The sequence below is a fragment of the Actinomadura kijaniata genome (assembly GCF_014138665.1).
Lineage (GTDB): Bacteria > Actinomycetota > Actinomycetes > Streptosporangiales > Streptosporangiaceae > Spirillospora > Spirillospora kijaniata.
The window spans coordinates 71,386-95,256 of sequence record NZ_JACJIA010000007.1 but is presented as its reverse complement, the minus strand read 5'-3'; the positions used below and the strand labels follow the sequence as shown (position 1 = coordinate 95,256).

The window sequence follows — 23,871 nt, the reverse complement described above, 5'->3', positions numbered from 1 at the left end:
AAGATCGCGAAGCGATGCAGCGCTCGCCCGCTTTTCGGTCGGTTCCCGAGCCCCCGGGCGAGGGGTTCGGGCCGAAAGGCCTAAAGACCCGCGGACTTGGCCAGGGCCTCGGCGCGGTCGGTGCGCTCCCAGGAGAAGTCCGGCTCGGGGCGGCCGAAGTGGCCGTAGGCGGCGGTCTGGGAGTAGATCGGGCGCAGCAGGTCCAGGTCGCGGACGATGGCGGCCGGGCGCAGGTCGAAGACCTCCAGCACGGCCTGCTGGATCTTCTCGACCGGCAGCTTCTCGGTGCCGAAGGTCTCGACGAACACGCCGACCGGGTGGGCCTTGCCGATCGCGTAGGCGACCTGCACCTCGGCGCGGTCGGCCAGCCGCGCGGCGACGATGTTCTTGGCGACCCAGCGCATGGCGTAGGCGGCCGAGCGGTCCACCTTGGACGGGTCCTTGCCGGAGAAGGCGCCGCCGCCGTGGCGGGCCATGCCGCCGTAGGTGTCAACGATGATCTTGCGGCCGGTCAGTCCGGCGTCGCCCATCGGGCCGCCGATCTCGAACCGTCCGGTCGGGTTGACCAGCAGCCGGTAGCCCTCGGTGTCGAGGTCGAACTCGGCCAGCACCGGGTCGACCACGTGCTCCTTGACGTCCGGGGCCAGCAGCTCCTTGAGGTCGATGTCGGGAGCGTGCTGGGAGGACACCACGACGGTGTCCAGGCGCACCGCGCGGTCGCCGTCGTACTCGATGGTGACCTGGGTCTTGCCGTCGGGGCGCAGGTAGGGGACGACGCCGCCCTTGCGGACCGCCGACAGCCGGTGCGACAGCTTGTGCGCGATGGTGATCGGCAGCGGCATCAGGTCGGGCGTCTCGTTGGTGGCGTAGCCGAACATCAGGCCCTGGTCGCCGGCGCCCTGGCGGTCCAGGTCGTCCTGCTGGCCCTCCTCGCGCGCCTCGTAGGCGTCGTCGACGCCCTGCGCGATGTCGGGCGACTGGGCGCCGATGGACACCGACACGCCGCAGGAGTTGCCGTCGAAGCCCTTCTTGGAGGAGTCGTAGCCGATCTCCAGGATCTTCTCCCGGATCACCCCGGGGATGTCGACGTAGGTCTCGGTCGTCACCTCGCCGGCCACGTGCACCTGGCCAGTGGTGATCATGGTCTCGACGGCGACGCGGCTCTTGGGGTCGTCCTTGAGCATCGCGTCCAGGATCGCGTCAGAGATCTGGTCCGCGATCTTGTCCGGGTGCCCCTCGGTGACGGACTCGGAGGTGAACAGGCGGCGAGACACGTACGTGAACTCCTTGCAGCGGCTGCTGACTGACGTCGCAGAACGGACTATTCCTCAGTTCCGGGCGGGGAGCGGCCCCCCGTTCCGGGATGTGCCCACGGTATTCCAGAAAGTCTATCGGGAATGTCTCCGCAGGCAGGTATCGCTGTCGTCGGCGGGGAGGCCCAAAGATCGGCCCCTCAGCCGGAGATCGGTTTCAGCCGTGCGACCACCAGGTCCCAGACGACGTCGGCGAGGTCCTCCTTCGGACCGCGCGGGACCTCCACCGGGTCCCCCTCGGCCGCCAGCACCACGGCGGCGTTGTCGGGACGGCCGAACGTCAGGTCCTCGCCCACCTGGTTGACCACCAGCAGGTCCGCGCCCTTGCGGGCCAGCTTCTCCCGGCCGTTGGCCAGCACGTCGTGGGTCTCGGCGGCGAAGCCCACGACCACCTGGCCGGGGTGCGGGCGCGCGCCCAGCTCGGCGAGGATGTCGGGGTTCTTGACCAGGTGGATCGGCTCGGGGCCCGCCCCCGCCACCTTCTTGATCTTCGCGTCCCGGTATTCGGCGGGCCGGAAGTCGGCGACGGCGGCGGCCATCACGACCGCGTCGGCGTTCCCGGCGGCCTCCAGCACGGCGGAGCGCATCTGCTCGGCGGACTCCACGCGCACGACGGTGGCGCCCGCGGGGTCGGGCAGGCCCACGTTCGCCGAGACCAACGTCACACGCGCGCCCCGCGCCACGGCGGTGCGGGCCAGGGCGTACCCCTGGATTCCGGAGGAGCGGTTGCCGAGGAAACGGACCGGGTCCAACGCCTCGCGGGTGCCCCCGGCGGAGACCACCACGTGCCGTCCGGCCAGGTCGCGTCCGAGGGGGCCGCGGGCCAGCACCCGGCGGGCGACCTCGAACAGCTCGGCCGGGTCGGGCAGCCGCCCGGGCCCGGTGTCCTTGCCGGTGAGGCGGCCGGAGGCGGGGTCGACCACGATCGCGCCGCGGGCGCGCAGCGTCGCCACGTTCGCCTGCGTGGCCGGGTGCTCCCACATCTCGGTGTGCATCGCGGGCGCGAACACCACCGGGCACCGGGCGGTGAGCAGGGTGTTGGTCAGCAGGTCGTCGGCCAGGCCGTGCGCCGCCTTGGCGAGCATGTCGGCGGTGGCGGGGGCGACGAACACCAGGTCGGCGTTCTGTCCCAGCCGGACGTGGGGAACGTCGGACACCCCGTCCCACACCTGGGTGGTGACGGGGTTCCCGGACAGGGCGGCCCAGGTGGGCTCGCCCACGAAGCGCAGCGCGTCGGCCGTGGGGACGACGCGGACGTCATGACCGGACTCGGTGAGCCGCCGCAGCAGCTCGCACACCTTGTACGCGGCGATCCCGGCGCTCACACCGAGGACGACGCGCGGTTTGGGGGCTGACATGCGACGAGACTCTAGAGCAACCGGCGTGCTCAGCCCTCGATGGGCTCGGCGCGCAGCAGGCCCTCGCGGGTCTCGCGCAGCGCGATCGACAGGGGCTTCTCCTGCACCTGCGTCTCGACGAGCGGGCCGACGTACTCCAGCAGGCCCTCGCCGAGCTGGGCGTAGTAGGCGTTGATCTGCCGGGCGCGCTTGGCCGCGATGCTCACGAGGCCGTACTTGGTGTCGACGACCTCCAGGAGCTCGTCGATCGACGGGTTGGTGATGCCTTCGCTGCTGGCTGCCACTCGGTGGCCTTCCCCTAGTGCTTAAGAACGAACAGCCATCAAGGTTAGCAGTTCGCCGACGACGTCCCGGACCGACGTGTTGACCAGGGTGACGTCGAACTCCTTCTCGGCCGCCAGCTCGACGCGGGCGGCGGCGAGCCGGCGCTCGATCACCTCGGGCGGCTCGGTGCCGCGCCCGGTGAGCCGGCGGACCAGCTCCTCCCAGGACGGCGGGGCCAGGAACACCAGCCGCGCCTCGGGCATGGCCCCGCGGACCTGCCGGGCGCCCTGGAGGTCGATCTCCAGCAGCACGGGCTCGCCACGGGCGAGCCGCTCCTCGACCGGGCCGCGCGGGGTCCCGTAACGGTTGCCCGCGAACTCGGCCCATTCGAGGAGCCGCCCCTCGGCGACGAGCCGGTCGAAACCGGCGTCGTCGACGAAGAAGTACTGCACACCGTGGATCTCACCCGGCCGGGGGGACCGGGTGGTCACCGAGACCGACAGCCACACCTCGGGGTGCGCACGCCGGATCTCGGCGACGACCGTGCTCTTGCCGACGCCGGACGGTCCGGACAGGACCGTCAGACGGCGGACGAGAGGGTCACGGGGTTGGGAGCCGTCCGACGCAGTCATGGGTGCGCCGGAGCTGGACGGGATGGTGCCGGAGCCGGAAGTGGGTACGACCGGGCCGGCCGCGACGGCAGCACCGTCGCGCCCGTCCGCGGTTCGGGGGTCAGTGCTTTCCACCGCCGCCGAACTCACGCTCCAGGGAGGCGCGCTGGTTGGCGCCGAGACCGCGCACGCGGCGGGACTCGGCGATACCCAGACGCTCCATGATCTGCTTGGCACGGACCTTGCCCACGCCGGGCAGGGACTCCAGGAGGGCCGAGACCTTCATCTTGCCGATGACGTCGTCGGTCTGCCCCTCCTTGAGAACCTCGGCCAGGGTGGTGCCACCGTGCTTGAGCCGGTTCTTAACCTCGGCACGCTCCTTGCGGGCCTTGGCAGCCTTCTCCAGGGCTGCGGCGCGCTGTTCGGGGGTTAGGGGCGGAAGAGCCACGCCGGGTCACCTCAGGTTTCCACTCGACGGAGTCGGACGGGTTCGGAAACTAGCGAGTTCACAGCCCATAAGGCAACGTGAAGTGCCGTTTAGCCCGCCACAAAATCACGAAAATCACTCCTTGAAGTGTCCTGAATACAGAGTGTACCCAACTCGGGCCCTCGTTCCGGCGACCCCCGTCCCATGCTGGACCTTTACAAGATCGGCAAAAAGCGTCGTCGGAGGGTGGTTTTCCGTTGCCCTTCGACACCGTGTCGAACAACGGACCATCCCGTAAACGCGATCTTCGTCACTCCGGTTCCCGGCGTGTCGCACACCGCCCCCTGCGGCGCCCATCAACCGGCCAAGGACCGAAGCCCTTCGGCCGATCACCGGAGCGCGCCCGGAAACCTCAGCCCGCGCGCGAGCGCGTCCGGAGGCTGAGGCCGGGATCAAAGCCGAAGGCGAGATCCCGGCGGAAGATCGCGAAGCGATGCAGCGCTCGCCCGCGCAGCGGTCAGCCCCGGAGCCCCCAGGGCGGAGGGGCTGGGCCGTGAAGCAGATGAACACAGCCGTGAAGCCATCAAGCGCTACGCCGCAGCGACGCGGCGATGGCGGCGGCGGCCGCGCCCGGGTCGGGGGCGCCGGTGATCGGGCGGCCGATCACCAGCAGGTCGGCCCCGGAGGCCAGGGCCTGCTCGGGCGTGGCGATGCGCGTCTGGTCGTGTGAGGCGGCCCCTGCGGGCCGAACACCCGGAGTGATGAGGGTGATACCGGGTCCGACCTCCGCGCGCACCGCAGCGGCCTCCTGGGGCGAGCAGACGAGGGCCTGCGCGCCCGCGCCGACCGCCAGGGACGCCAGGCGCCGCACCGCGTCGGGGGCGGGGCCGTCCAGGCCGATGGCCGTCAGGTCGGTGTCGCCGAGCGAGGTCAGCACCGTCACCGCGGCGATACAGGTGTCGGGGGCGGCCTCCACCGCCTCGCGGATCATCGCCGGGCCGCCGGCCGCGTGCACGGTCAGGTAGGCGGGCTTGAGGCGGGCCACCGCGCGGGCCGCGCCGCGCACGGTCGCGGGGATGTCGTGCAGCTTCAGGTCCAGGAACACCTGCACGCGGCTGGCGCCGCGCACGCTGTCGACCGCGTCGGGGCCGTAGCGCATGTACAGCTCCAGGCCGACCTTGACGGTGCTGACGTGGGGGGTGACCAGGCTGGCCCACCGGGCGGCGGTCTCCAGGTCGGGCGCGTCCAGGGCGACGGCGATGGGGGCGGTGGCGGTCACGGCAGTCTCTCCTTAGCTTCGCCCGGGTCTGCGGCGGCCGCGTCGAGGGGGGCCTGGACGGCCTGCGGCTCCGGTCGCACCTGGGGCGGGACGTATCCGGCGGGTCGGTGGGCGAGCCCGACGGCGTCGGCCAGCCGCATCCGGCGGGCCGACAGCGCCTCCTCCAGCTCGCGCAGGATGCGGGGGACGGCGGTCGGGTCGTGGAACAGGGTCGTCCCGACGGCGACGGCGGACGCGCCCGCCAGGACGAACTCCAGCGCGTCCAGGCCGGTGGCGACCCCGCCGACCCCGATGATCGGCATGTCGGGCAGCGCGGCGTGCACCTGGTAGACGCAGCGCACGGCGATCGGCCGGATGGCCGGGCCGGACAGCCCGCCCGAGACGCCGGTGAGGGCGGGCCGGAGGGTGGTCGGGTCGATGGCCATGCCCTCCACGGTGTTGATCAGGGTGAGCCCGTCGGCTCCGGCGTCGGCGCAGGCCAGCGCGACGGTGGTGATGTCGGTGACGTCGGGGGCGAGCTTGGCCAGCACGGGCACGCCGGGCCGGGCGGCGGCGCGGACCGCGCCGACCACCGAGGCCGCCGCGCCCGGGTGCCAGGCGAACATGCGGCCGCGGTCCTCGACGTTGGGGCAGGCGGTGTTGACCTCGATGGCGGCGACGCCCGGCACCGCGCGCAGCCGCCGGGCCAGCTCGGCGAACTCCTCGGCGGTGTTGCCGGCGATCGACACGATGAGCGGGACGTCCTGCTCGGCCAGCCACGGCAGGTCGCGTTCCAGGAAGCCCTCGATGCCGGGGCCGGGCAGGCCCATGGCCGTCAGCAGGCCGGCGGGGGCCTCGGCGGCGCGGGGGGTGGGGCGCCCGGCGCGCGGCTGGGACATCACCGAGGTGGTGACGAACGCGCCGAGGCGCGACAGCTCGAAGAACTGGGCCAGCTCCCGGCCGGTGCCGCCGCAGCCGGAGGCGTTCAGCAACGGGCCGGACAGCTCCAGGTTCCCGATCCGCGTCTTCAGCCGGTCGCTCACTGCGTCTCCTCGCCTGGCGGCTCGTCGCCCCGTTCGCGGGGCTGCTGTGTTGGCTGGTTCGCTTCGCTCACGAGGAGCCCCCTTCCATGGCGCTGAGGACGCGCGGCGCGCCGAGCGCGTCGAACGGGATGGTGCCCAGATCGCCCCACCGGACGCGGTCGCCGCGCAGGACGGGCCCGTCGGCGCAGGCCCGCACCATGCGGGTGACCCCGTCCTCGCCGTGGACGGGCAGCACGCAGGTCATGCAGGTGCCGATGCCGCACGCGCCGGTCCGCTGGAGGAACTCCTCGACCGACACCTGCGAGGGCAGGCCGTGCTCGGTGGCGATGCGGGTGACCGACCGCAGCAGGCTCGTGGGGCCGCAGGCGTACACCACGTCCGCGCCGGTCTCGGCGACGACGCGGGGCATGACCTCGGGGACCGCGCCGCGCTCCCCCATCGACCCGTCGCCGGTGACGACGGTGGCCGAGTCGCCGATGCGGTTGGCCATGCGGGAGCCGAACACCTGCCGGGCGGCGGGGCCGCCGAGCAGGAAGTGGACCGGGCAGCCGCGCCGCCGCAACGTGTCGGCCAGCGCGAACAGGGCCGCGCCGCCGGGGCCGCCGCCGACCAGCAGGCAGCCGACCGGGTCGCGGGGCAGCCGGAACGGGCGGCCGAGCGGCCCGACGACGTCGACCTGGTCGCGGGAGCGCAGCCCGGCCAGCCAGGCGGTGCCGGGCTCGGTGTCGGCGAACACCAGCTCGACGGTGCCGCCGTAGTCGGACTTCACCTCGTACACCCCGAAGCAGCGGCGGACCAGCCGACCCGAGTGCGCGCCGCCCACGGCGAGCGCCACGAACTGACCGGGCCGGAACCGTTCGGCGATGGCCGGGGCCACCAGTGTGATCGCGTGGTAGTCCTGCACCTGGCGGACCGTCAGGACCGTCGCCGACGTCTGCACCGGTGTGTCCGACACCCGTCTCCCTCTCGTCGTCGTCTGGCCGCGCGCGGGGCCCGGCGCGCGGTGACACGGCGGCACCGCGCGCCGGGCCCCGGACCGGCCCGTGTCAGCCGGGCGTCACCCCTGCCCGGTCACGCCGTGCGCGCCCTTGAGGCGCTCGGCGTGCTCCTGGAGGGAGCGCACGCCGACCGCCCCGGCCGAGACCGCCTCGATGCCCTGCACGGCGGCCGCCAGACCCTGCACGGTGGTGACGCACGGCACGCCGCGCAGCACCGCGGCGGTGCGGATCTCGTAGCCGTCCAGCCGGGGCCCGGACTGCCCGGGGCTTCCGAACGGAGTATTGACGATGAGGTCCACCTCGCCGTCCAGGACGCGCCGCACGATGGTGGGTTCCCCGTTCGGGCCGGGACCCTCGCTGTGCTTGCGCACGATCTTGGCACGCACGCCGTTGCGGCGCAGGACCTCGGCGGTCCCCTCCGTGGCAAGAATCTCAAAGCCCAGGTCAGCAAGGCGCTTCACCGGGAAGATCATGTGGCGCTTGTCCCGGTTCGCCACCGACACGAACACCCGGCCCTTGGTGGGCAGGGAGCCGTAGGCGGCCTGCTGCGACTTGGCGTAGGCGGTGCCGAACACCTCGTCGATGCCCATGACCTCGCCGGTGGAGCGCATCTCCGGGCCGAGGACGGTGTCGACGAACCGGCCCTCGCGGTCGCGGAACCGCTCGAACGGCAGCACCGCCTCCTTCACCGCGATCGGCGCGTCCAGCGGCAGCGAGCCGCCGTCGCCGGACTCGGGCAGCAGCCCCTCGCGGCGCAGCTCCGCGATCGTGGTGCCCATCATGACGCGGGCGGCGGCCTTGGCCAGCGGCACGGCGGTCGCCTTGGACACGAACGGCACGGTGCGCGAGGCGCGCGGGTTGGCCTCCAGGACGTACAGGACCCCGGCGGACAGGGCGTACTGGACGTTCATCAGGCCGCGCACGCCGATGCCGCGGGCGAGGGCCTCGGTGGACTCGCGGATGCGGCGGACGTCGTCGTGGCCCAGGGTGATCGGCGGCAGGGCGCAGGCCGAGTCGCCGGAGTGGATCCCGGCCTCCTCGATGTGCTCCATGACGCCGCCCAGGTACAGCTCCTCGCCGTCGTAGAGGGCGTCGACGTCGATCTCGATGGCCTCGTCCAGGAAGCGGTCCACCAGCACCGGGTGCTCGGGGGAGGCCGCGGTGGCCTTGGCCATGTACGACTCCAGCGTGGCGTCGTCGTACACGATCTCCATGCCGCGGCCGCCCAGCACGTAGGAGGGCCGCACCAGGACCGGGTAGCCGATCTCGGCGGCGATCTCGCGGGCCTCCTCGAAGGAGGTGGCGGTGCCGTGCTTGGGGGCCAGCAGCCCGGCGCGGTGCAGCACGCGGCCGAACGCGCCGCGCTCCTCGGCCAGGTGGATGCTCTCGGGCGAGGTGCCGACGATCGGCACGCCCGCGTCCTTGAGCTTCTGCGACAGGCCGAGCGGGGTCTGCCCGCCGAGCTGGACGATCACGCCCGCGACCTCGCCGGAGCGCTGCTCGGCGTGCACCACCTCCAGGACGTCCTCCAGGGTGAGCGGCTCGAAGTAGAGCCGGTCGGAGGTGTCGTAGTCGGTGGAGACGGTCTCGGGGTTGCAGTTGACCATGACGGTCTCGTAGCCCGCCTCGGCCAGCGTGAACGAGGCGTGCACGCAGGAGTAGTCGAACTCCACGCCCTGCCCGATCCGGTTGGGGCCGGAGCCCAGGATGATGACCTTGGGCTTCCTCCCGGGCGGCACCTCGGTCTCCTCGTCGTAGGAGGAGTAGAGGTACGGGGTCCGCGCCTCGAACTCGGCGGCGCAGGTGTCGACCGTGAGGTACACCGGGCGGATGCCGAGGGCGTGCCGCAGCTCGCGGACGACCTCCTCCGACAGGCCGCGCAGCTCGCCGATCTGGGCGTCGGAGAAGCCGTGCCGCTTGGCGGCCAGCAGCTTGTCCCGGGTCAGCGCGTCCTCGGCGGTGCGGATCCCCTCGGCGATCTCGTTGATCCCGGCGATCTGGTCCAGGAACCACGGGTCGATCCGCGTGGCGGTGTAGGCCTGCTCGATGGTCGCCCCGGCGCGCAGCGCCTGCTGGACGTCGCGCAGCCGGCCGTCGTGCGGCTGGGCGGCGCGCCGCAGCAGCTCCTCCACGTCGCCGGGCTCGCCCGCCCAGGTGAACGCGGTGCCCTTGGCCTCCAGCGACCGCAGCGCCTTCTGCAGCGCCTCGGGGAAGTTGCGGCCGATCGCCATGGCCTCGCCGACCGACTTCATGTGGGTGGTCAGCGAGCCGTCGGCGGCCGGGAACTTCTCGAACGCGAACCGCGGCACCTTCACCACCACGTAGTCGAGCGTCGGCTCGAACGAGGCGGGGGTCTCGCGGGTGATGTCGTTGGGGATCTCGTCGAGGGTGTACCCGACGGCCAGCTTGGCGGCGATCTTGGCGATCGGGAAGCCGGTGGCCTTGGAGGCCAGCGCCGAGGAGCGCGACACCCGCGGGTTCATCTCGATGACGATCATCCGGCCGGTGCCGGGGTGCACGGCGAACTGGATGTTGCAGCCGCCGGTGTCGACGCCGACCTCGCGGATCACGGCGATCGCCACGTCCCGCATGTTCTGGTACTCGCGGTCGGTGAGCGTCATCGCGGGCGCGACGGTGATCGAGTCGCCGGTGTGCACGCCCATCGGGTCGAGGTTCTCGATGGAGCACACGATGACCACGTTGTCGGCGCGGTCCCGCATGACCTCCAGCTCGTACTCCTTCCAGCCGAGGATGGACTCCTCCAGGAGCACCTCGGTGGTCGGGGAGGCGTCCAGGCCCGCCCCGGCGATGCGGCGCAGGTCGTCCTCGTCGTGGGCGAAGCCGGAGCCCGCGCCGCCCATGGTGAACGAGGGGCGCACCACGACGGGGTAGCCCAGCTCGTCCGCGGCGGCCATGACCTCGTCCATGGTGTGGCAGATCACCGAGCGCGCGGACTCGGCGTTCAGGCCCTGCTCGCGGGCGACCTTGGCGACGATCTCCTTGAACTTCTCGCGGTTCTCGCCCGCCTGGATGGCGTCGACGTCGGCGCCGATCAGCTCGACGCCGTAGCGGTCCAGCACGCCGCTCTCGAACAGGGAGATGGCGGTGTTGAGGGCCGTCTGGCCGCCCAGGGTGGGCAGCAGCGCGTCCGGCCGCTCCTTGGCGATGATCTTCTCGACGACCTCGGGGGTGATCGGCTCGACGTAGGTGGCGTCGGCCATCTCCGGGTCGGTCATGATCGTGGCGGGGTTGCTGTTGACCAGCGTGACCCGCAGGCCCTCGCTCCTCAGCACCCGGCACGCCTGGGTGCCCGAGTAGTCGAACTCGGCGGCCTGACCGATCACGATCGGCCCGGAGCCGATGACCAGGACGCTTCTGATGTCCTCGCGGCGCGGCATTACTGGGACGCCTCCATGGTCTCGCAGAACTGGTCGAAGAGCCCGGTGGCGTCGTGGGGGCCCGCCGCCGCTTCGGGGTGGTACTGGACGCTGAACGCCGGGCGGTCGAGCAGGCGCAGGCCCTCGACGCAGCCGTCGTTCAGGTTGACGTGGCTGACCTCGGCGCGGCCGTAGGGGGTGTCGAACGGCCCGTCGGTCGGCGCGTCCACGGCGAACCCGTGGTTGTGCGCGGAGACCTCCACCTTGCCGGTGCGCCTGTCCTGGACGGGCTGGTTGATGCCCCGGTGGCCGAAGCGCAGCTTGTAGGTGCCGAGGCCGAGCGCCCGGCCGAAGATCTGGTTGCCGAAGCAGATGCCGAAGAACGGCCGGCCCGCGTCGAGCACGCCGCGCAGCGCCGCCACCTGGGCGTCGGCCGTGGCGGGGTCGCCGGGGCCGTTGGAGAAGAACACGCCGTCGGGGTCCACCGCGAGGATGTCCCCGGTGGTGGCGGTGGCGGGCAGCACGTGCACCTCGCAGCCGCGCTCGGCCAGGCGGTGCGGCGTCATGCCCTTGATGCCCAGGTCCACGGCCGCGACGGTGTACCTCTTCTCGCCGATCGCCGGGACGACGTAGGCCTCCCTGGTGGAGACCTCCTCGGCCAGCGCCGAGCCCTCCATGCGGGGGCTGTCCTGCACGCGGGCGACCAGCTCGTCCACCGGCGCGGCGGCGGCGCCGCCGGAGAAGACCCCGGCGCGCATGGCGCCGCGGTCGCGCAGGTGGCGGGTCAGGGCGCGGGTGCCGGGGATCGCGATGCCGACCACGCCCTGCTCGCGCAGCGCGGCGCCGAGCGAGCCGGTGGCGCGCCAGTTGGAGGCGACGCGGGCGGGCTCGCGCACGACGTACCCGGCGACCTGGATGCGGGCGGACTCGGGGTCCTCGGCGTTGACGCCGGTGTTGCCGATGTGCGGGGCGGTCATCGCCACGATCTGACGGGCGTAGGAGGGGTCGGTGAGGGTCTCCTGGTAGCCGGTCATGCCGGTGTTGAAGACGATCTCGCCGAAGGTCTCCCCCTCGGCTCCGTAGGCGACCCCGTGGAACGTCCTGCCGTCTTCGAGGACCAGGACTGCGGGGGGCTGGGTCACTGGAGCTTCCCTTCCAGAACGGTCGGCCGGCCGCGCAGGAACGTGGCGACGACCCGGCCCGGCAGCTCCATCCCCGCGTACGGGGTGTTGCGGCTCTTGGAGGTCATCGCCGACGGGTCCACGGCGCGGCGCGGCGACGGGTCGTACAGCGTGATGTTGGCGGGGGAACCGGCCTCCAGCGGACGACCCTGTCCGTTCAGGCGGCCGATGCGGGCGGGCGCGAACGACATGCGCTCGGCGACCCCGGTCCAGTCCAGCAGGCCGGTGTCGACCATGGCGTGCTGGACGACCGACAGCGCGGTCTCCAGACCGATCATGCCCATGGCGGCCACGTTCCACTCGGTCTCCTTGGCCTCGACCGGGTGGGGGGCGTGGTCGGTGGCGACGACGTCGATGGTGCCGTCGGCCAGGGCGTGCCGCAGCGCGGTGACGTCGTCGGCGGTGCGCAGCGGCGGGTTGACCTTGTAGATCGGGTCGTAGGACTGCGCGCAGGAGTCGGTGAGCAGCAGGTGGTGCGGGGTGACCTCGGCGGTCACCGGCGCGCCCTTGCTCTTGGCCCAGCGGATGATCTCCACGGACCCGGCGGTGGACACGTGGCAGACGTGCAGGCGGGCGCCCACGTGCTGGGCCAGCAGCACGTCCCGGGCGATGATCGCCTCCTCGGCGACGGCGGGCCAGCCGGTCATGCCGAGCCGGGCGCTCATCTCGCCCTCGTTCATCTGCGCGCCCTCGGTCAGGCGCGGCTCCTGGGCGTGCTGGGCGACGACGCCGTCGAACGCCTTCACGTACTCCAGCGCCCGGCGCATGATCACCGCGTCGGAGACGCAGTGGCCGTCGTCGGAGAACACCCGGACCCGGGCGGCCGAGTCGGCCATCGCGCCCAGCTCGGCGAGCTGCTGCCCCCGGATGCCGACGGTGACGGCGCCGACCGGCTGCACGTCGCAGTAGCCGGCCTCGCGGCCCAGCCGCCAGACCTGCTCGACGACGCCGGCGGTGTCGGCGACCGGGTCGGTGTTGGCCATGGCGTGCACGGCGGTGTAGCCGCCCATCGCGGCGGCCCGGGTGCCGGTGCCGACGGTCTCGGCGTCCTCGCGGCCCGGCTCGCGCAGGTGGGTGTGCAGGTCCACCAGGCCGGGCAGGGCGATCAGGCCCGTGGCGTCGACGACCTGGGCCCCGGCGGCCGACAGGTCCCGGCCGACCTCGGCGATCTCACCGTCGCGGACGAGGACGTCGGCGGGGTCGCCGCCGAGGAGACGGGCGTTCCTGATGACGTAGACGGTGCTCATTTACTCCGAGACCTCCTTGCCGATGGCGGGCTCGGAGCCGCCGAGGAGCAGGTACAGGACGGCCATGCGGGCGCTGACGCCGTTGGCGACCTGTTCGACGATGGTGGACCGGACCGAGTCGGCGACCTCGGCGGCGATCTCGACGCCGCGGTTCATCGGGCCGGGGTGCATGACGATGGCGTGCTCGGGCAGCGTCGCCATGCGGGCGGCGTCCAGGCCGTAGCGGCGGCTGTACTCGCGCACCGTCGGGAAGTACGAGGCGTTCATGCGCTCGTGCTGCACGCGCAGCATCATCACCACGTCGCTCTTGGACAGCACGGCGTCCAGGTCGTAGGAGACCTCGGCGGGCCAGCTGTCCACCGCGACCGGCAGCAGGGTCGGCGGGGCGACCAGGGTCACCTCGGCGCCCAGGGTGTTGAGCAGCAGCACGTTGGAGCGTGCCACGCGGGAGTGCAGCACGTCGCCGACGATGGTGACCCTGCGGCCGTCCAGGTCGCCCAGGCGGCGGCGCATGGTGAACGCGTCCAGCAGCGCCTGCGTGGGGTGCTCGTGGGTGCCGTCGCCGGCGTTGACGACGCTGCCCCGGACCCAGTTGGCCAGGCGGTGCGGCGCGCCGGAGGCGCCGTGCCGGATGACGACGCCGTCGGCGCCCATCGCCTCCAGGGTGAGGGCGGTGTCCTTCAGGCTCTCGCCCTTGGAGACGCTGGAGCCCTTGGCGGAGAAGTTGATGACGTCCGCCGACAGCCGCTTGGCGGCGGCCTCGAACGAGATGCGGGTGCGGGTGGAGTCCTCGAAGAAGAGGTTGACCACGGTGCGGCCGCGCAGGGTCGGCAGCTTCTTGATCGAGCGGTCCGAGAGCTGGGCCATCTCCTCGGCGGTGTCGAGGATCAGCAGCGCGTCGTCCCTGGTGAGGTCGGCCGCCGAGATGAGGTGACGCTTCATTCCTTCTCCTCCGTGTCGTCCAGGAGGGACGACCCCCCTGAACCCCCCGGCAACTGCCGCAGAGCGTTCGTCGCTTCGCTCCTCGCGCTTGCGGGACCGAGCAGGACCGCGTCGCGATCGTCGTTCTCGGCCAGCAGGACCTTCACCGTCTCGCGCATGGAGGTGGGCAGGTTCTTGCCCACGTAGTCGGCGCGGATCGGGAGTTCGCGGTGCCCGCGGTCCACCAGGACGGCGAGCTGGACGGCGCGGGGGCGGCCGAGGTCGTTGAGCGCGTCGAGCGCGGCGCGCACGGTGCGTCCGGAGAACAGCACGTCGTCCACCAGCACGACGACCCGGTCGTCCACGCCGTCGGCGGGCAGCTCGGTGCGGCCGAGCGCGCGGGCGGGGCGCATCCGCAGGTCGTCGCGGTACATGGTCACGTCGAGCGAGCCCCACAGGAACGGGCGGCCCTCGACCTCCTCCAGCTTGGCGGCCAGCCGCTCGGCGAGCGTGACGCCGCGGGTCTGGATGCCGAGCAGGACGACGTCGTCGCCGCCCTTGGTGCGTTCGAGGATCTCGTGCGCGATGCGGGTCAGCGCGCGCCGGATGTCCGGACCCTCCAGAACGGCCTTCTGCCGGGGGTCACCGTCCGCCACACGCGCCCCCGCCGGTTCCACCGGCCGGTGGGCAGCATTCACCACCGAAACCTCCTTTCCCGCCTCACGGGACGGGCCTTAAAGGACGTCTTGTCCCCCACACCGTAGCAGCCCGTGCCCGGCGTTCTGAACCCGACCGGTGGGCATCTTCCCTGGTGAGAGCGGTCACACCCGGCGGCCACCAGGCCTGGTGGAGCACACTCGAACGCCCGTGCGGCCGGGCTCGGGGGTGATCCGGACGGCCCGGATAGAGACCTGTAGATTCGACCGCTTTTTTCCGAACAGCTTGACCTGAGGCCGTCACCGTTTTACCGTCACTGTCCGTAACCATCCCTGGAGACGGACCCATGGGGCCGCAACGCCGCGCGGGCCGTCTCCTCCCCGGGCCGCCGGTCCGGGGAATCGACGACGACGAAAGTGAGCCTGGGGGGCCGCGAAATGCCGTCTGAATATGCTAAGGCTCTCGGCGCGCGCCTGCGCGCCATCCGCACCCAGCAGGGCCTGTCCCTGCACGGCGTGGAGGAGAAGTCCCGGGGCCGCTGGAAGGCCGTCGTCGTGGGTTCGTACGAGCGGGGCGACCGCGCCGTCACCGTTCAGAAGCTGGCCGAGCTCGCCGATTTCTACGGCGTGCCGGTTTCCGAGTTGCTGCCCGGCGGTGCCGCGCCGAGCCCGCTCGGGCCCACGCCCAAGCTCGTCATCGATCTTGAGCGACTGCAGCAGCTTCCGAAGGACAAGGCCGGTCCTCTCGCCCGTTACGCCGCGACGATCCAGAGCCAGCGGGGCGACTACAACGGGAAGGTGCTGTCCATCCGCCAGGAGGACCTGAGGTCCCTGGCCGTCATCTACGACAAGTCCCCGACGGAGCTGACCGAGGAGCTCATCGGCTGGGGCGTGCTGGACCCCGAGGCGCGGCGCGCCGTCGAGTCCTTCTGATCCCTCTCCCACCGCGGACGGGGCGTCCCCCCGGCGTCTCGACCCCCGACACCGCCGAGCCCCCGCAGGGCCTCCCTGCGGGGGCTCGGCGCGTCACGGACCGGCCGCGCCGCCCGCCCTGGAGGCCGTGACGGGCCCGCCGTCCGCCGCCTCCCGGCGGTCCCCCGGGCCGTCCCCGCCGCCGTCCCCGCCGCTCCTGGGGCGCCGGGGCGCCAGCAGCGCCAGCGCCAGCACCCCGGCCATCGCGCCGCCCGCCGCCGCGAAGCCGGTGACGAAGCCGCGTTCGGCGGGGTGGCCGTGGACGGCGGACGCGGCGACGATCACCGCGCTGACCTGGGTGCCCAGCGACGCGCCGACGGTGCGCAGCAGGGTGTTGACGCCGGTGGCGACGCCGGTCCGCTCGTGCGCGACGGCCGCGACGACCAGGTTGGCGACCGCCGCGTAGGCGAGGCCGAGCCCGGCGCCGCGCGCGACGCCGCCCGCGTAGAGCTGCCACATCGCGTCGTGCCACAACGCCACGAACCCGTACCCGCCGCCGGTCAGGACCGCCCCGGCCAGCAGCACGGCGCGCGAGCCGACGCGGCGGTGCAGCGTCCCGGCGGCCATGCCCGCGACGGTCATGGCCGCGCCGGCGGGCAGTTGCAGCATCGCCGCCTGGGTCGCGGTGCCGCCGAACCCGAAGCCGGTCGAGGCGGGGAGCTGGACCAGCAGCGGGAACAGCACGCCGCCCGCCATCAGGGCGTAGCCCGCCAGCACCGAGGCGGCGTTGGCGGTCCACACCCCGCGCCGCCGCATCAGCCGCAGGTCCACCAGCGGCTCGGCCACGCGGGACTCCACGCGCAGCCACACCGCCAGCAGCACGGCCGCCAGAACCGACAGGCCGATCACTCCGGGTGACGTCCAACCCCAGTCCATGCCCTGGGTCAGCGCCGTCAGCGCGGCCACCAGGACCCCCGCGAACAGCGCCGCGCCCCACCAGTCGACCCGGGCGGCCGGGCGCGGCGCGGACTCGGGAACGATCCACCACGCCGCGACCAGGCCGGGCACCAGGCCGAGCACCGGCATCCACAGCAGCCAGCGCCAGCCCGCCAGGTCGATGACCGGTCCGGCGACGCACCACGACAGCGCGCCGCCCAGGCCGAGCATCGACGACATCAGGCCGACCGCCGGGGCGGTGCGCTCGGGCGGGAACACCTCGCGCACGATCGTGTAGGCGAGCGGGAACACGCCGCCGCCGACCCCGGCCAGCGCCCGCCCGGCCAGCATGACCGGCAGGTTCGGGGCGGCCGCGGCGGTCACCATGCCGGCGGTGGCGACGGCCAGCACGACCAGCAGCACGCGGCGCGGCCCGTACAGGTCGCCGAGCCTGCCGACGACGGGGGTGGCGACGGCCGCCGACAGGGTCATCGCCGTCAGCGCCCAGGCGGCCCCGGCGGCGCTGGTGCGCATGTCCTGCTGGAGCAACGGGAGCGCGGGGGTCACCACGGCCATGGCCAGTGAGTAGGCCATCACGCCGAGGAAGGCCAGCAGGGGGACCAGGCCGCGCGCGCTGTTCCGTTGTCTCACGGATGCACGTTCTCATAAGGGACGAACGCCACTTCTCACCCGCCCCCTTCACAGTCAGCGCTGACTGTGGGATGGTCGGCTTCACCGTCAGGACTGACGGTGAAGCCGGAGGGGGACCGATGACCCGGGTGCAGCAGCGGGACGCGACCCGCCGCCTGCTGGTGGACGCGGCGGTGGAGACGCTCATCGGGAAGGGCTACGCCGCCACCACGACGCTGGAGGTGCAGCGCCGCGCCGGGGTCAGCCGGGGCGCGCTGCTGCACCACTTCCCGACCCGCCAGGCGCTGTTCGGGGCGGCGGTCGCGGGCCTGGTGGAGCGCAACGAGCGCGCCGTCCGCGAGGCCCTGGCGACCGTCGCGCCGGACGCCGACCCGGTGGCCCGCGCCCTGCACGTGCTGCGCGCCGCGCTGCTGACCCCCTCGTTCGGCGCGGAGCTGGAGCTGTGGACCGCCGCCCGCACCGACCCCGGCCTGCGCGCCGAACTGCGCCGCGCCGAGGGGGCCGCCCGCCGCGACCTGTACCGGGTGATCGACGAGGTGGTGGGGCCGCGGGTCACCGCCTCCCCCGCCTACCCGGTGATCGCCGACCTGACCGTGCAGCTCCTGCGCGGCATCGCCATCTCCGACGTGCTCTACCGCGACGGCGCCGACCGAGGGGCGCTGCTCGACCAGTGGGCGGGCGTGGTCCGCCTGATGCTGAAGGAGAACCCGTGACGTTCGAGACCCTCCGCTACGAGACGCGGGACCGCAAGGCGTACATCACGCTCGACCGGCCCGACCGCCTCAACGCCATCGACTTCCGCATGCCGGGCGAGCTGCGCGCCGCCGTCCGCCGCGCCAACGACGACCCCGGGGTCCATGTGATCGTGCTGGCGGGCGCGGGCCGGGCGTTCTGCTCCGGCTACGACCTGAAGATCTCCGCCGAGGACGGGCAGGGCACCCAGCGGGACCGCGCCTGGGACCCGATCGCGGACTACCGGGTGATGAAGGAGTTCACCGACGACTACTTCACACTGTGGGGGTCGCTGAAGCCGACGATCGCCAAGGTCCACGGGTACGCCATCGCGGGCGGCAGCGACATCGCGCTGTCCTGCGACATCGTGGTCATGGCCGACGACGCGCGGATCGGCTACCCGCCCGCGCGGGTGTGGGGCTGCCCCACCACCGCGATGTGGGTGTACCGGCTGGGCGCCGAGCGCGCCAAGCGCATGCTGTTCACCGGCGACACCATCGACGGGAGGCAGGCCGCCGAGTGGGGCCTGGTGCTGGAGTCCGCGCCCGCCGACGAGCTGGACGCGCGGGTGGAGGAGCTGGCCGACCGGATGGCGGGCGTTCCGACCAACCAGCTCGCCATGCAGAAACTCATGATCAACCAGGCGTACGAGAACATGGGCCTGCACGGCACGCAGATCCTGGCGACGCTGTTCGACGGCATCACCCGGCACTCCCCCGAGGGCCGCTGGTTCCAGGAGTTCGCCGCCGCGCACGGCTTCCACGAGGCCGTCCGGTGGCGCGACTCGGGACGGTGGATCCCCGAGGGCGGCGGCCCGGTCCCCGTGCGGGAAGACCTGGAGGGGTAGACGATGCTCACCGAGTCGTACTGGCCCGCCGACACCTCGCGGCCCGTGCTGGAGGCGACGCCCGGCGACGTGCTGCGGCGGGCCGCCGCGAACGCCCCCGACCGGATCGCGCTGGCCGAGGTCGCCCCCGAGGCGCTCACCGGCGACGGCCGCACCGACCGCACCTGGACCTACCGGGAGCTGCTCGACCAGGGGCACCGCGCCGCCACCTGGCTGTCGGCGCGCTTCGCGCCCGGCGAGCACGTCGCGGTGTGGGCCCCCAACGTCCCCGAGTGGGTGATCCTCCAGTACGGCGCGGCCATGGCCGGCCTGGTGCTGGTCACCGCCAACCCCGCGCTGCGCGAACCCGAGCTGGAGTACCTGCTCGCGCAGTCGCGCTCGGCGGGCGTCGCGTACGTGGACGCGTTCCGGGGCACCGACATGGCCGGGACCGTGGAGCGGATCGCCGCCCGGACCCCGGCGCTGCGCGAGCGGATCCCGCTCCGGGACTGGGCCGCCGAGATCGCCGCCGCCCGGCCGGGCCCGCTGCCGGACGTCGCGCCCGGCGACGCGGCGCAGGTCCAGTACACCTCCGGCACGACCGGCCGCCCCAAGGGGGCGCTGCTGCACCACCGGGGACTGGTCACCAACGCGTTCCTGGTCGCCGACCGCTCCGGGTTCCCCGCGGGCGGGACGTGGGTGACGGCGCTGCCGCTGTTCCACACGGCGGGGTGCGGGCTGTCGGTGCTGGGCACGGCGGTCAACGAGGGCACGCTCGTGCTGGCGCAGTCCTTCCATCCCGAGCTGCTGCTGCGGGCGCTCCAGGACCGGCGGGGGCACCTGTTCGGGGGCGTGCCGGCGATGCTGACGGCGATGCTGGCGCATCCGGGCTTCGACGCGTTCGACCTCTCGGCGCTGCGGCTGGTGATGTCGGGCGGCGACACCGTGCCGCCCGCGCTGGTGAGCGAGGCCGAACGCCGCTTCGGCGCGCGGTTCTCCACGGTGTACGGGCAGACCGAGCTGAGCCCGGTCGTCACGCAGACGTCGCCGGACGACGCCCCGGAGGACAGGGCCGGCACCGCCGGGCGCCCGCTGCCGCAGGTCGAGGTGAAGGTCGTCGACCCGGCGACCGGGGAGACGGCGCCGCCCGGGACGCCGGGCGAGGTCTGCGCGCGCGGCCACCAGGTGATGCTGGGCTACCTGGACCTGCCCGAGGCGACCGCCGCCACGGTCGACCCCGACGGCTGGCTGCGCACCGGCGACCTCGGCGCGCTCGACGGGCGCGGCTACCTGACCATCACCGGCCGCCGCAAGGACATGATCATCCGGGGTGGGGAGAACATCTACCCCCGCGAGATCGAGGAGGTGCTGTCCCGGCATCCGGGCGTGGCGGCGGTGGCGGTGCTGGGCGTGCCCGACCCTGACTGGGGCGAGCAGGTCGCGGCCGTCGTGGTCCCCGCCGATCCGGACCGGCCGCCGACCGCCGCCGAGCTGCGCGGCCACGTGCGCGCCCGGCTCGCCCCGCACAAGACGCCGCGGACCTGGCGGCTCGCCGGGGAGCTGCCCGCCAACGCCATGGGCAAGACCCAGAAGTTCCTGCTCCGCGACCGGCTCGCCGACCTGCCCGAGCCGCCGTGACGCCTCAGGCGAAGCGGGGCGGGCGGCGCGGCCAGGGCCGGGCGGCCTCCAGCTGCGCGGCCAGCCCCAGCAACAGCGCCTCCCGTCCCGGCGCGGCCACCAGCTGGACCGACAGCGGCAGCCCCGACCGGCCCACGCCCATCGGGACCGAGGCGGCCGGGAACCCGGCCAGGTTCCAGGCCGCCGTCATCGGCGCGTAGAGCATCGCGGAGCCGACGCTGCGCACCCAGGCCCCGGCCACGCCCCACGAGCGGGCGGCGGGCGCGTAGCGGGCCAGGGTCGGCATCACCAGGACGTCGCGGCGCTCGAACAGCGGGGCCACGGCCGCGCGGAAGCGTTCCCGTTCGCCGGGGCGGGGCGGGCGGACCCTGGCGACCAGCCGCCCGGCCCTGGCGTGCCGCCGGGTGCGCTTCTCCAGGCGCGGGTCGGCCGCGTACTGCTCGGCGTCCGCCGCGGGCAGCGCGAACCACCGGGAGACGACGGCGGTCGCCGCCCACAGCGGATAGTCGGGATCGTCGCGGACGACGTGGTGCCCCATCCCCACGAACGCCGCCCCGGCCTCCCGGACCGCCCGGCGGAACTCGGGATGGATCATCACCCCGGCGACGGGCGGCCGCACCGACAATGCGATCCGGGTCCGCCCCGGCTCGGCGACCCCGGCGAGCGACGGGTCGTCCGCCATCGCCGCCAGCGCCAGCGCCGCGTCGGCGACGGTCGTGGCGAGGGGCCCGTTCTCGGCCATGTGGTCCCAGGCGTCGGCGCCGATCTCGGCGGGCACCACGCCGAGGCCCGGCTTGATCCCGAACAGCCCGCAGTTGGCGGCGGGGATGCGGATGGACCCCGCGCCGTCGTTGCCGTGCGCGACGGGCGCCATGCCCGCCGCCACGGCCGCCGCCGCGCCCCCGGAGGACCCGCCCGCCGTCCGGGACGGGTCCCACGGGTTGCGGCTGGTCCCGAACGCGCTGTCGGTGAACGGGTAGATGCCGAGCTCCGGCAGGTTCGTCTGCCCCACCACCACGGCCCCGGCGGCCCGCAGCCGCGCCACCACGGGGTGGTCCTTCTCCTGGGGCGCGTCGGGCGTGGCCGCCGACCCCGACCGCATCGGCTCCCCGGCGACCGGAACGTTGTCCTTGACCGGAACCGGGACCCCGGCGAGCGGCAGCTCCGCCCGGTCGGCCCGCGCGTCCACCTCGGCCGCCTCGGCGAGCGCCCGGTCCCGCCGAACCCGCGCGAACGCGCCCAGCTCGTCGTCGAGGGCGTCGATGCGGTCCAGATGCTCCCGCACGACCTCGACCGCCGTGACCTTCCCCGCCCGCACCGCCGCCGCGATCTCCGTCGCCCGCCGACCCACCCATTCACCCATAAGCCGGAAGTTTGCCATTTCATGGACATTCGTGGCGGCCCGCACCTCCAATACCCCGACGCCCGCCGAGACGCCCCAGGCGGCATCCGCGCCAGGACGGCACACCGACCAGAGCCGAAAGGCCGCTCAACACGACATCGCGCCAACGGACCGCGCCGGTATCGGGCTCGGCCCCAGGGGGGCGGGGCATACGCCCACAAAACCTCAACGTCCCGAAGGCCGGGACAGGGGGCCGACCCCAGGAAGTACGACATCGCACTGACGGACCGCCTCGGGGATGACGGCGCCGTCGGCGTCCCCGGAGGCCGGGGCAAGGGGCCGACGCCGAAGGCGAGATGCCGTGGAAGCACGACATCGCGCCGACGGACCGCCTCGGGGGAGTTACGGTGCCGTCGGCGCGACGCCGGTTTCGGGCCCGGCCCCAGGGGGAGGGTGGACCGATGCCCGAAGGTCGGTGGACGTGCCCCAGCCCGCGCGCGAGCGCGTCCGGAGGCTGAGGCCGGGATCAAAGCCGAAGGCGAGATCCCGGCGGAAGATCGCGAAGCGATGCAGCGCTCGCCCGCTTTTCGGTCGGTTCCCGAGCCCCCGGGCGAGGGGTTCGGGCCGAAAGGCCAATTAATCCAGCGTTGGTTGTCCCGGGATGCCGAGGGTGTCCTCCACGAGGGACACGAAGACGCCGGCGTCGTGGAGGAGTTCGTCGGCCTCGCGTGGGGTGACCGCGCGGGGCAGGCCGGCCTCGGCGGCGGCGCGTTTGTCGGCTCCGGCGGCGAAGAACGCCGCCCACTCGCGCAGGGCCGGTTCGGCCTCGGGGAGCAGGACCCACACGCTGCGGGGACCTCGGCGGCGGCCGGGGTCCACCGGCTCCCTCGCGGCCAGCACGGCGGCGGCCGCGCGCAGCGCGGCCAGGTGGGCGCAGACGTAGCGGACGGCGGGCGAGGTCGCCTCGGCGGCCTCGGCCAGGCTCATCCGCGCCGAGTGCAGCTGCCCCGTGACCGTGTGGGCGGGGCGCGGCGCGGGATGCGGGCGGGATCGGGGGGCGGGGGTCCCGCCGGGACGAGCGGAGTGCGCGCCCGCGTCGGCGAACGCGAAGTGGGCTCCGCGCGCGGTGGGGGTACCGGACATAGGGCCTCCTTCCGGGGCTCGGGCCGGCCGGGCGGAGAGCTTCCCCTCTCTCCGCCCGGCCGTCCGTCCCACCGCGGCCGTCGCGCGCACGGCCACGGTGGGGACGCTGCCCTGATACGGTCCGCGAGTCCCGTATCACGTCGAACATAGGTTCGACGCATTCACAGTAAACCCCGCTGGCGCCGATTCGTCAACGCGTTCGAACACGTGTCACCACCCTGGGCGACCGCGCGGATGATCTCCCAGGTCAGGCGTTCAACGGGGCTTTCGAACATGGACGGGGACACCGGTCCTGACGAGCTTCGGGAAGTACTCGGCGACGTGCATCGGCATTCGAACGCAGCCGTGCGAGGCCGGGGACGAGGGCACGTCCAGCGCGCCGTGGAACGCGATGCCGCCGTTGAAGTAGATGGGGTTGTAGAGGCGCCCGAGCGGCGAGACCTCCCACCCCGAGGCGCGCCGCCCGGTCCGGAAGTCGCCGGTGCCGGTGGTCGCGTAACGGCAGCGCGCGACGGTGGCGCCGCGGTCCCTGGCGCAGTAGTACTCCCCCGACCCCGACGAGATGTGCGTGATCAGGGCGGGCCGTCCGTCCCGGTAGACCACGAGGTACTGGCGGCGCAGGTCCACGTCCACCCGGTCGTCCTCACGTTCGCGGGAGACCGGCGGCGGCTGTTTCGGGGCGTCCAGCGCCGCCCACACGCGTTTGCCGACGACGCCGTTGGGCTTGAGCCGGTGGACCTTCTGGAACGCCCACACCGCCATCCGCGTGGACGGCCCGTAGCGCCCGTCGGCCTTGCCGGGGTCGTAGCGCAGCTCCCTGAGCCGCCGCTGCAACGCCCGCACGTCCTCCCCCTTCGCCCCGGGCTTGAGCGTGCGCCGCACGGGAGCCGGGGTGGGGGCCGGGGCCGGCCTCGTGGTCGTGGGGGTGTCGGGCGTGGGCCGCGCCTGCGTCTCCTCCGGGCCGCATCCCGCCGCGAGCAGGGCCCCGCCAGCGAGGATCATCGCGAACCGCCTCCGCACGGGATCACCTCCCTCAC

21 protein-coding genes are annotated in these 23,871 nt (G+C 73.5%); 4 read left to right on the top strand and 17 right to left on the bottom strand.

The annotated features are described in order from the left end of the window. Positions 1-80: 80 nt before the first annotated feature. From metK to pyrR, 13 genes are all read right to left on the bottom strand, one after another. Positions 81-1,274: a methionine adenosyltransferase gene (metK, locus tag HNR61_RS25630; protein WP_182845747.1), complete on the bottom strand. Its 1,194-nt coding sequence runs from the start codon at positions 1,272-1,274 to the stop codon at positions 81-83. 179 nt (positions 1,275-1,453) lie between these two features. Continuing rightward, positions 1,454-2,671, bottom strand: a complete 1,218-nt coding sequence (gene coaBC, locus HNR61_RS25625) for a bifunctional phosphopantothenoylcysteine decarboxylase/phosphopantothenate--cysteine ligase CoaBC (RefSeq protein WP_182845746.1) — start codon at positions 2,669-2,671, stop codon at positions 1,454-1,456. 29 nt (positions 2,672-2,700) lie between these two features. Then, positions 2,701-2,955 carry a DNA-directed RNA polymerase subunit omega gene (gene rpoZ / locus HNR61_RS25620; protein ID WP_067811357.1) on the bottom strand — a complete coding sequence of 85 codons (255 nt, stop codon included), beginning with the start codon at positions 2,953-2,955 and terminating at the stop codon, positions 2,701-2,703. Positions 2,956-2,976: 21 nt separating this feature from the next. Beyond that, the gene (gene gmk / locus HNR61_RS25615; RefSeq protein WP_067811359.1) at positions 2,977-3,567 is read right to left on the bottom strand and encodes a guanylate kinase; all 591 of its coding nucleotides are present in this window, start codon (positions 3,565-3,567) and stop codon (positions 2,977-2,979) included. Positions 3,568-3,667: 100 nt separating this feature from the next. Beyond that, positions 3,668-3,994: an integration host factor, actinobacterial type gene (mihF, locus tag HNR61_RS25610; protein ID WP_067811362.1), complete on the bottom strand. Its 327-nt coding sequence runs from the start codon at positions 3,992-3,994 to the stop codon at positions 3,668-3,670. Positions 3,995-4,556: 562 nt separating this feature from the next. Further along, positions 4,557-5,252 carry an orotidine-5'-phosphate decarboxylase gene (gene pyrF / locus HNR61_RS25605; RefSeq protein ID WP_182845745.1) on the bottom strand — a complete coding sequence of 232 codons (696 nt, stop codon included), beginning with the start codon at positions 5,250-5,252 and terminating at the stop codon, positions 4,557-4,559. Beyond that, entirely contained in the window at positions 5,249-6,274 is a 1,026-nt protein-coding gene (locus tag HNR61_RS25600) for a dihydroorotate dehydrogenase (RefSeq protein WP_182845744.1), read from the bottom strand. Before HNR61_RS25600 ends, pyrF begins: the two co-directional genes overlap by 4 nt. Before the next feature lie 67 nt (positions 6,275-6,341). Continuing rightward, positions 6,342-7,229: an iron-sulfur cluster-binding protein gene (locus HNR61_RS25595; RefSeq protein WP_182845743.1), complete on the bottom strand. Its 888-nt coding sequence runs from the start codon at positions 7,227-7,229 to the stop codon at positions 6,342-6,344. A gap of 102 nt (positions 7,230-7,331) precedes the next feature. Next, the gene (gene carB, locus HNR61_RS25590; RefSeq protein WP_182845742.1) at positions 7,332-10,670 is read right to left on the bottom strand and encodes a carbamoyl-phosphate synthase large subunit; all 3,339 of its coding nucleotides are present in this window, start codon (positions 10,668-10,670) and stop codon (positions 7,332-7,334) included. Then, entirely contained in the window at positions 10,670-11,791 is a 1,122-nt protein-coding gene (gene carA / locus HNR61_RS25585) for a glutamine-hydrolyzing carbamoyl-phosphate synthase small subunit (RefSeq protein WP_182845741.1), read from the bottom strand. Before carA ends, carB begins: the two co-directional genes overlap by 1 nt. Then, complete coding sequence (locus HNR61_RS25580; protein ID WP_182845740.1) at positions 11,788-13,077, bottom strand: dihydroorotase; 1,290 nt, start codon at positions 13,075-13,077, stop codon at positions 11,788-11,790. The genes carA and HNR61_RS25580 overlap by 4 nt, the downstream gene beginning before the upstream one ends. Beyond that, positions 13,078-14,019 (bottom strand): aspartate carbamoyltransferase catalytic subunit, encoded by a 942-nt coding sequence (locus HNR61_RS25575; protein ID WP_182845739.1) that lies wholly within the window; start codon positions 14,017-14,019, stop codon positions 13,078-13,080. Continuing rightward, the gene (gene pyrR, locus HNR61_RS25570) at positions 14,016-14,696 is read right to left on the bottom strand and encodes a bifunctional pyr operon transcriptional regulator/uracil phosphoribosyltransferase PyrR (RefSeq protein ID WP_376770275.1); all 681 of its coding nucleotides are present in this window, start codon (positions 14,694-14,696) and stop codon (positions 14,016-14,018) included. Before pyrR ends, HNR61_RS25575 begins: the two co-directional genes overlap by 4 nt. Before the next feature lie 396 nt (positions 14,697-15,092). Between pyrR and bldD the strand changes: the two genes are divergently transcribed. After that, positions 15,093-15,587 carry a transcriptional regulator BldD gene (gene bldD / locus HNR61_RS25565; RefSeq protein ID WP_021597992.1) on the top strand — a complete coding sequence of 165 codons (495 nt, stop codon included), beginning with the start codon at positions 15,093-15,095 and terminating at the stop codon, positions 15,585-15,587. Positions 15,588-15,680: 93 nt separating this feature from the next. On the opposite strand, the gene HNR61_RS25560 is transcribed toward bldD, so the two are convergent. After that, the gene (locus HNR61_RS25560) at positions 15,681-17,153 is read right to left on the bottom strand and encodes an MFS transporter (protein ID WP_312898093.1); all 1,473 of its coding nucleotides are present in this window, start codon (positions 17,151-17,153) and stop codon (positions 15,681-15,683) included. Between the two features lie 119 nt (positions 17,154-17,272). Between HNR61_RS25560 and HNR61_RS25555 the strand changes: the two genes are divergently transcribed. Genes HNR61_RS25555 through HNR61_RS25545 form a run of 3 tightly spaced genes read left to right on the top strand, consistent with a single transcriptional unit; the run spans position 17,273 to position 20,349 of the window. Then, positions 17,273-17,866 (top strand): TetR/AcrR family transcriptional regulator, encoded by a 594-nt coding sequence (locus tag HNR61_RS25555; RefSeq protein WP_182845738.1) that lies wholly within the window; start codon positions 17,273-17,275, stop codon positions 17,864-17,866. Beyond that, positions 17,863-18,732, top strand: a complete 870-nt coding sequence (locus HNR61_RS25550; protein WP_182845737.1) for a crotonase/enoyl-CoA hydratase family protein — start codon at positions 17,863-17,865, stop codon at positions 18,730-18,732. Before HNR61_RS25555 ends, HNR61_RS25550 begins: the two co-directional genes overlap by 4 nt. Before the next feature lie 3 nt (positions 18,733-18,735). Continuing rightward, positions 18,736-20,349: an AMP-binding protein gene (locus HNR61_RS25545; RefSeq protein WP_182845736.1), complete on the top strand. Its 1,614-nt coding sequence runs from the start codon at positions 18,736-18,738 to the stop codon at positions 20,347-20,349. A gap of 4 nt (positions 20,350-20,353) precedes the next feature. Here the strand turns inward: HNR61_RS25545 and HNR61_RS25540 are convergent, their stop codons facing one another. The 3 genes from HNR61_RS25540 to HNR61_RS25530 all read right to left on the bottom strand — a co-directional run bounded on the left by HNR61_RS25540 (position 20,354) and on the right by HNR61_RS25530 (position 23,854). Continuing rightward, positions 20,354-21,712 carry an amidase gene (locus HNR61_RS25540; protein ID WP_182845735.1) on the bottom strand — a complete coding sequence of 453 codons (1,359 nt, stop codon included), beginning with the start codon at positions 21,710-21,712 and terminating at the stop codon, positions 20,354-20,356. Between the two features lie 615 nt (positions 21,713-22,327). After that, positions 22,328-22,834, bottom strand: a complete 507-nt coding sequence (locus HNR61_RS25535) for an SAV_6107 family HEPN domain-containing protein (RefSeq protein WP_067811393.1) — start codon at positions 22,832-22,834, stop codon at positions 22,328-22,330. A 255-nt stretch (positions 22,835-23,089) separates the two neighbouring features. Further along, on the bottom strand, positions 23,090-23,854 hold the full coding sequence (locus HNR61_RS25530) for a L,D-transpeptidase family protein (protein ID WP_312898092.1): 765 nt from the start codon (positions 23,852-23,854) through the stop codon (positions 23,090-23,092). Between the last annotated feature and the right edge of the window lie 17 nt (positions 23,855-23,871).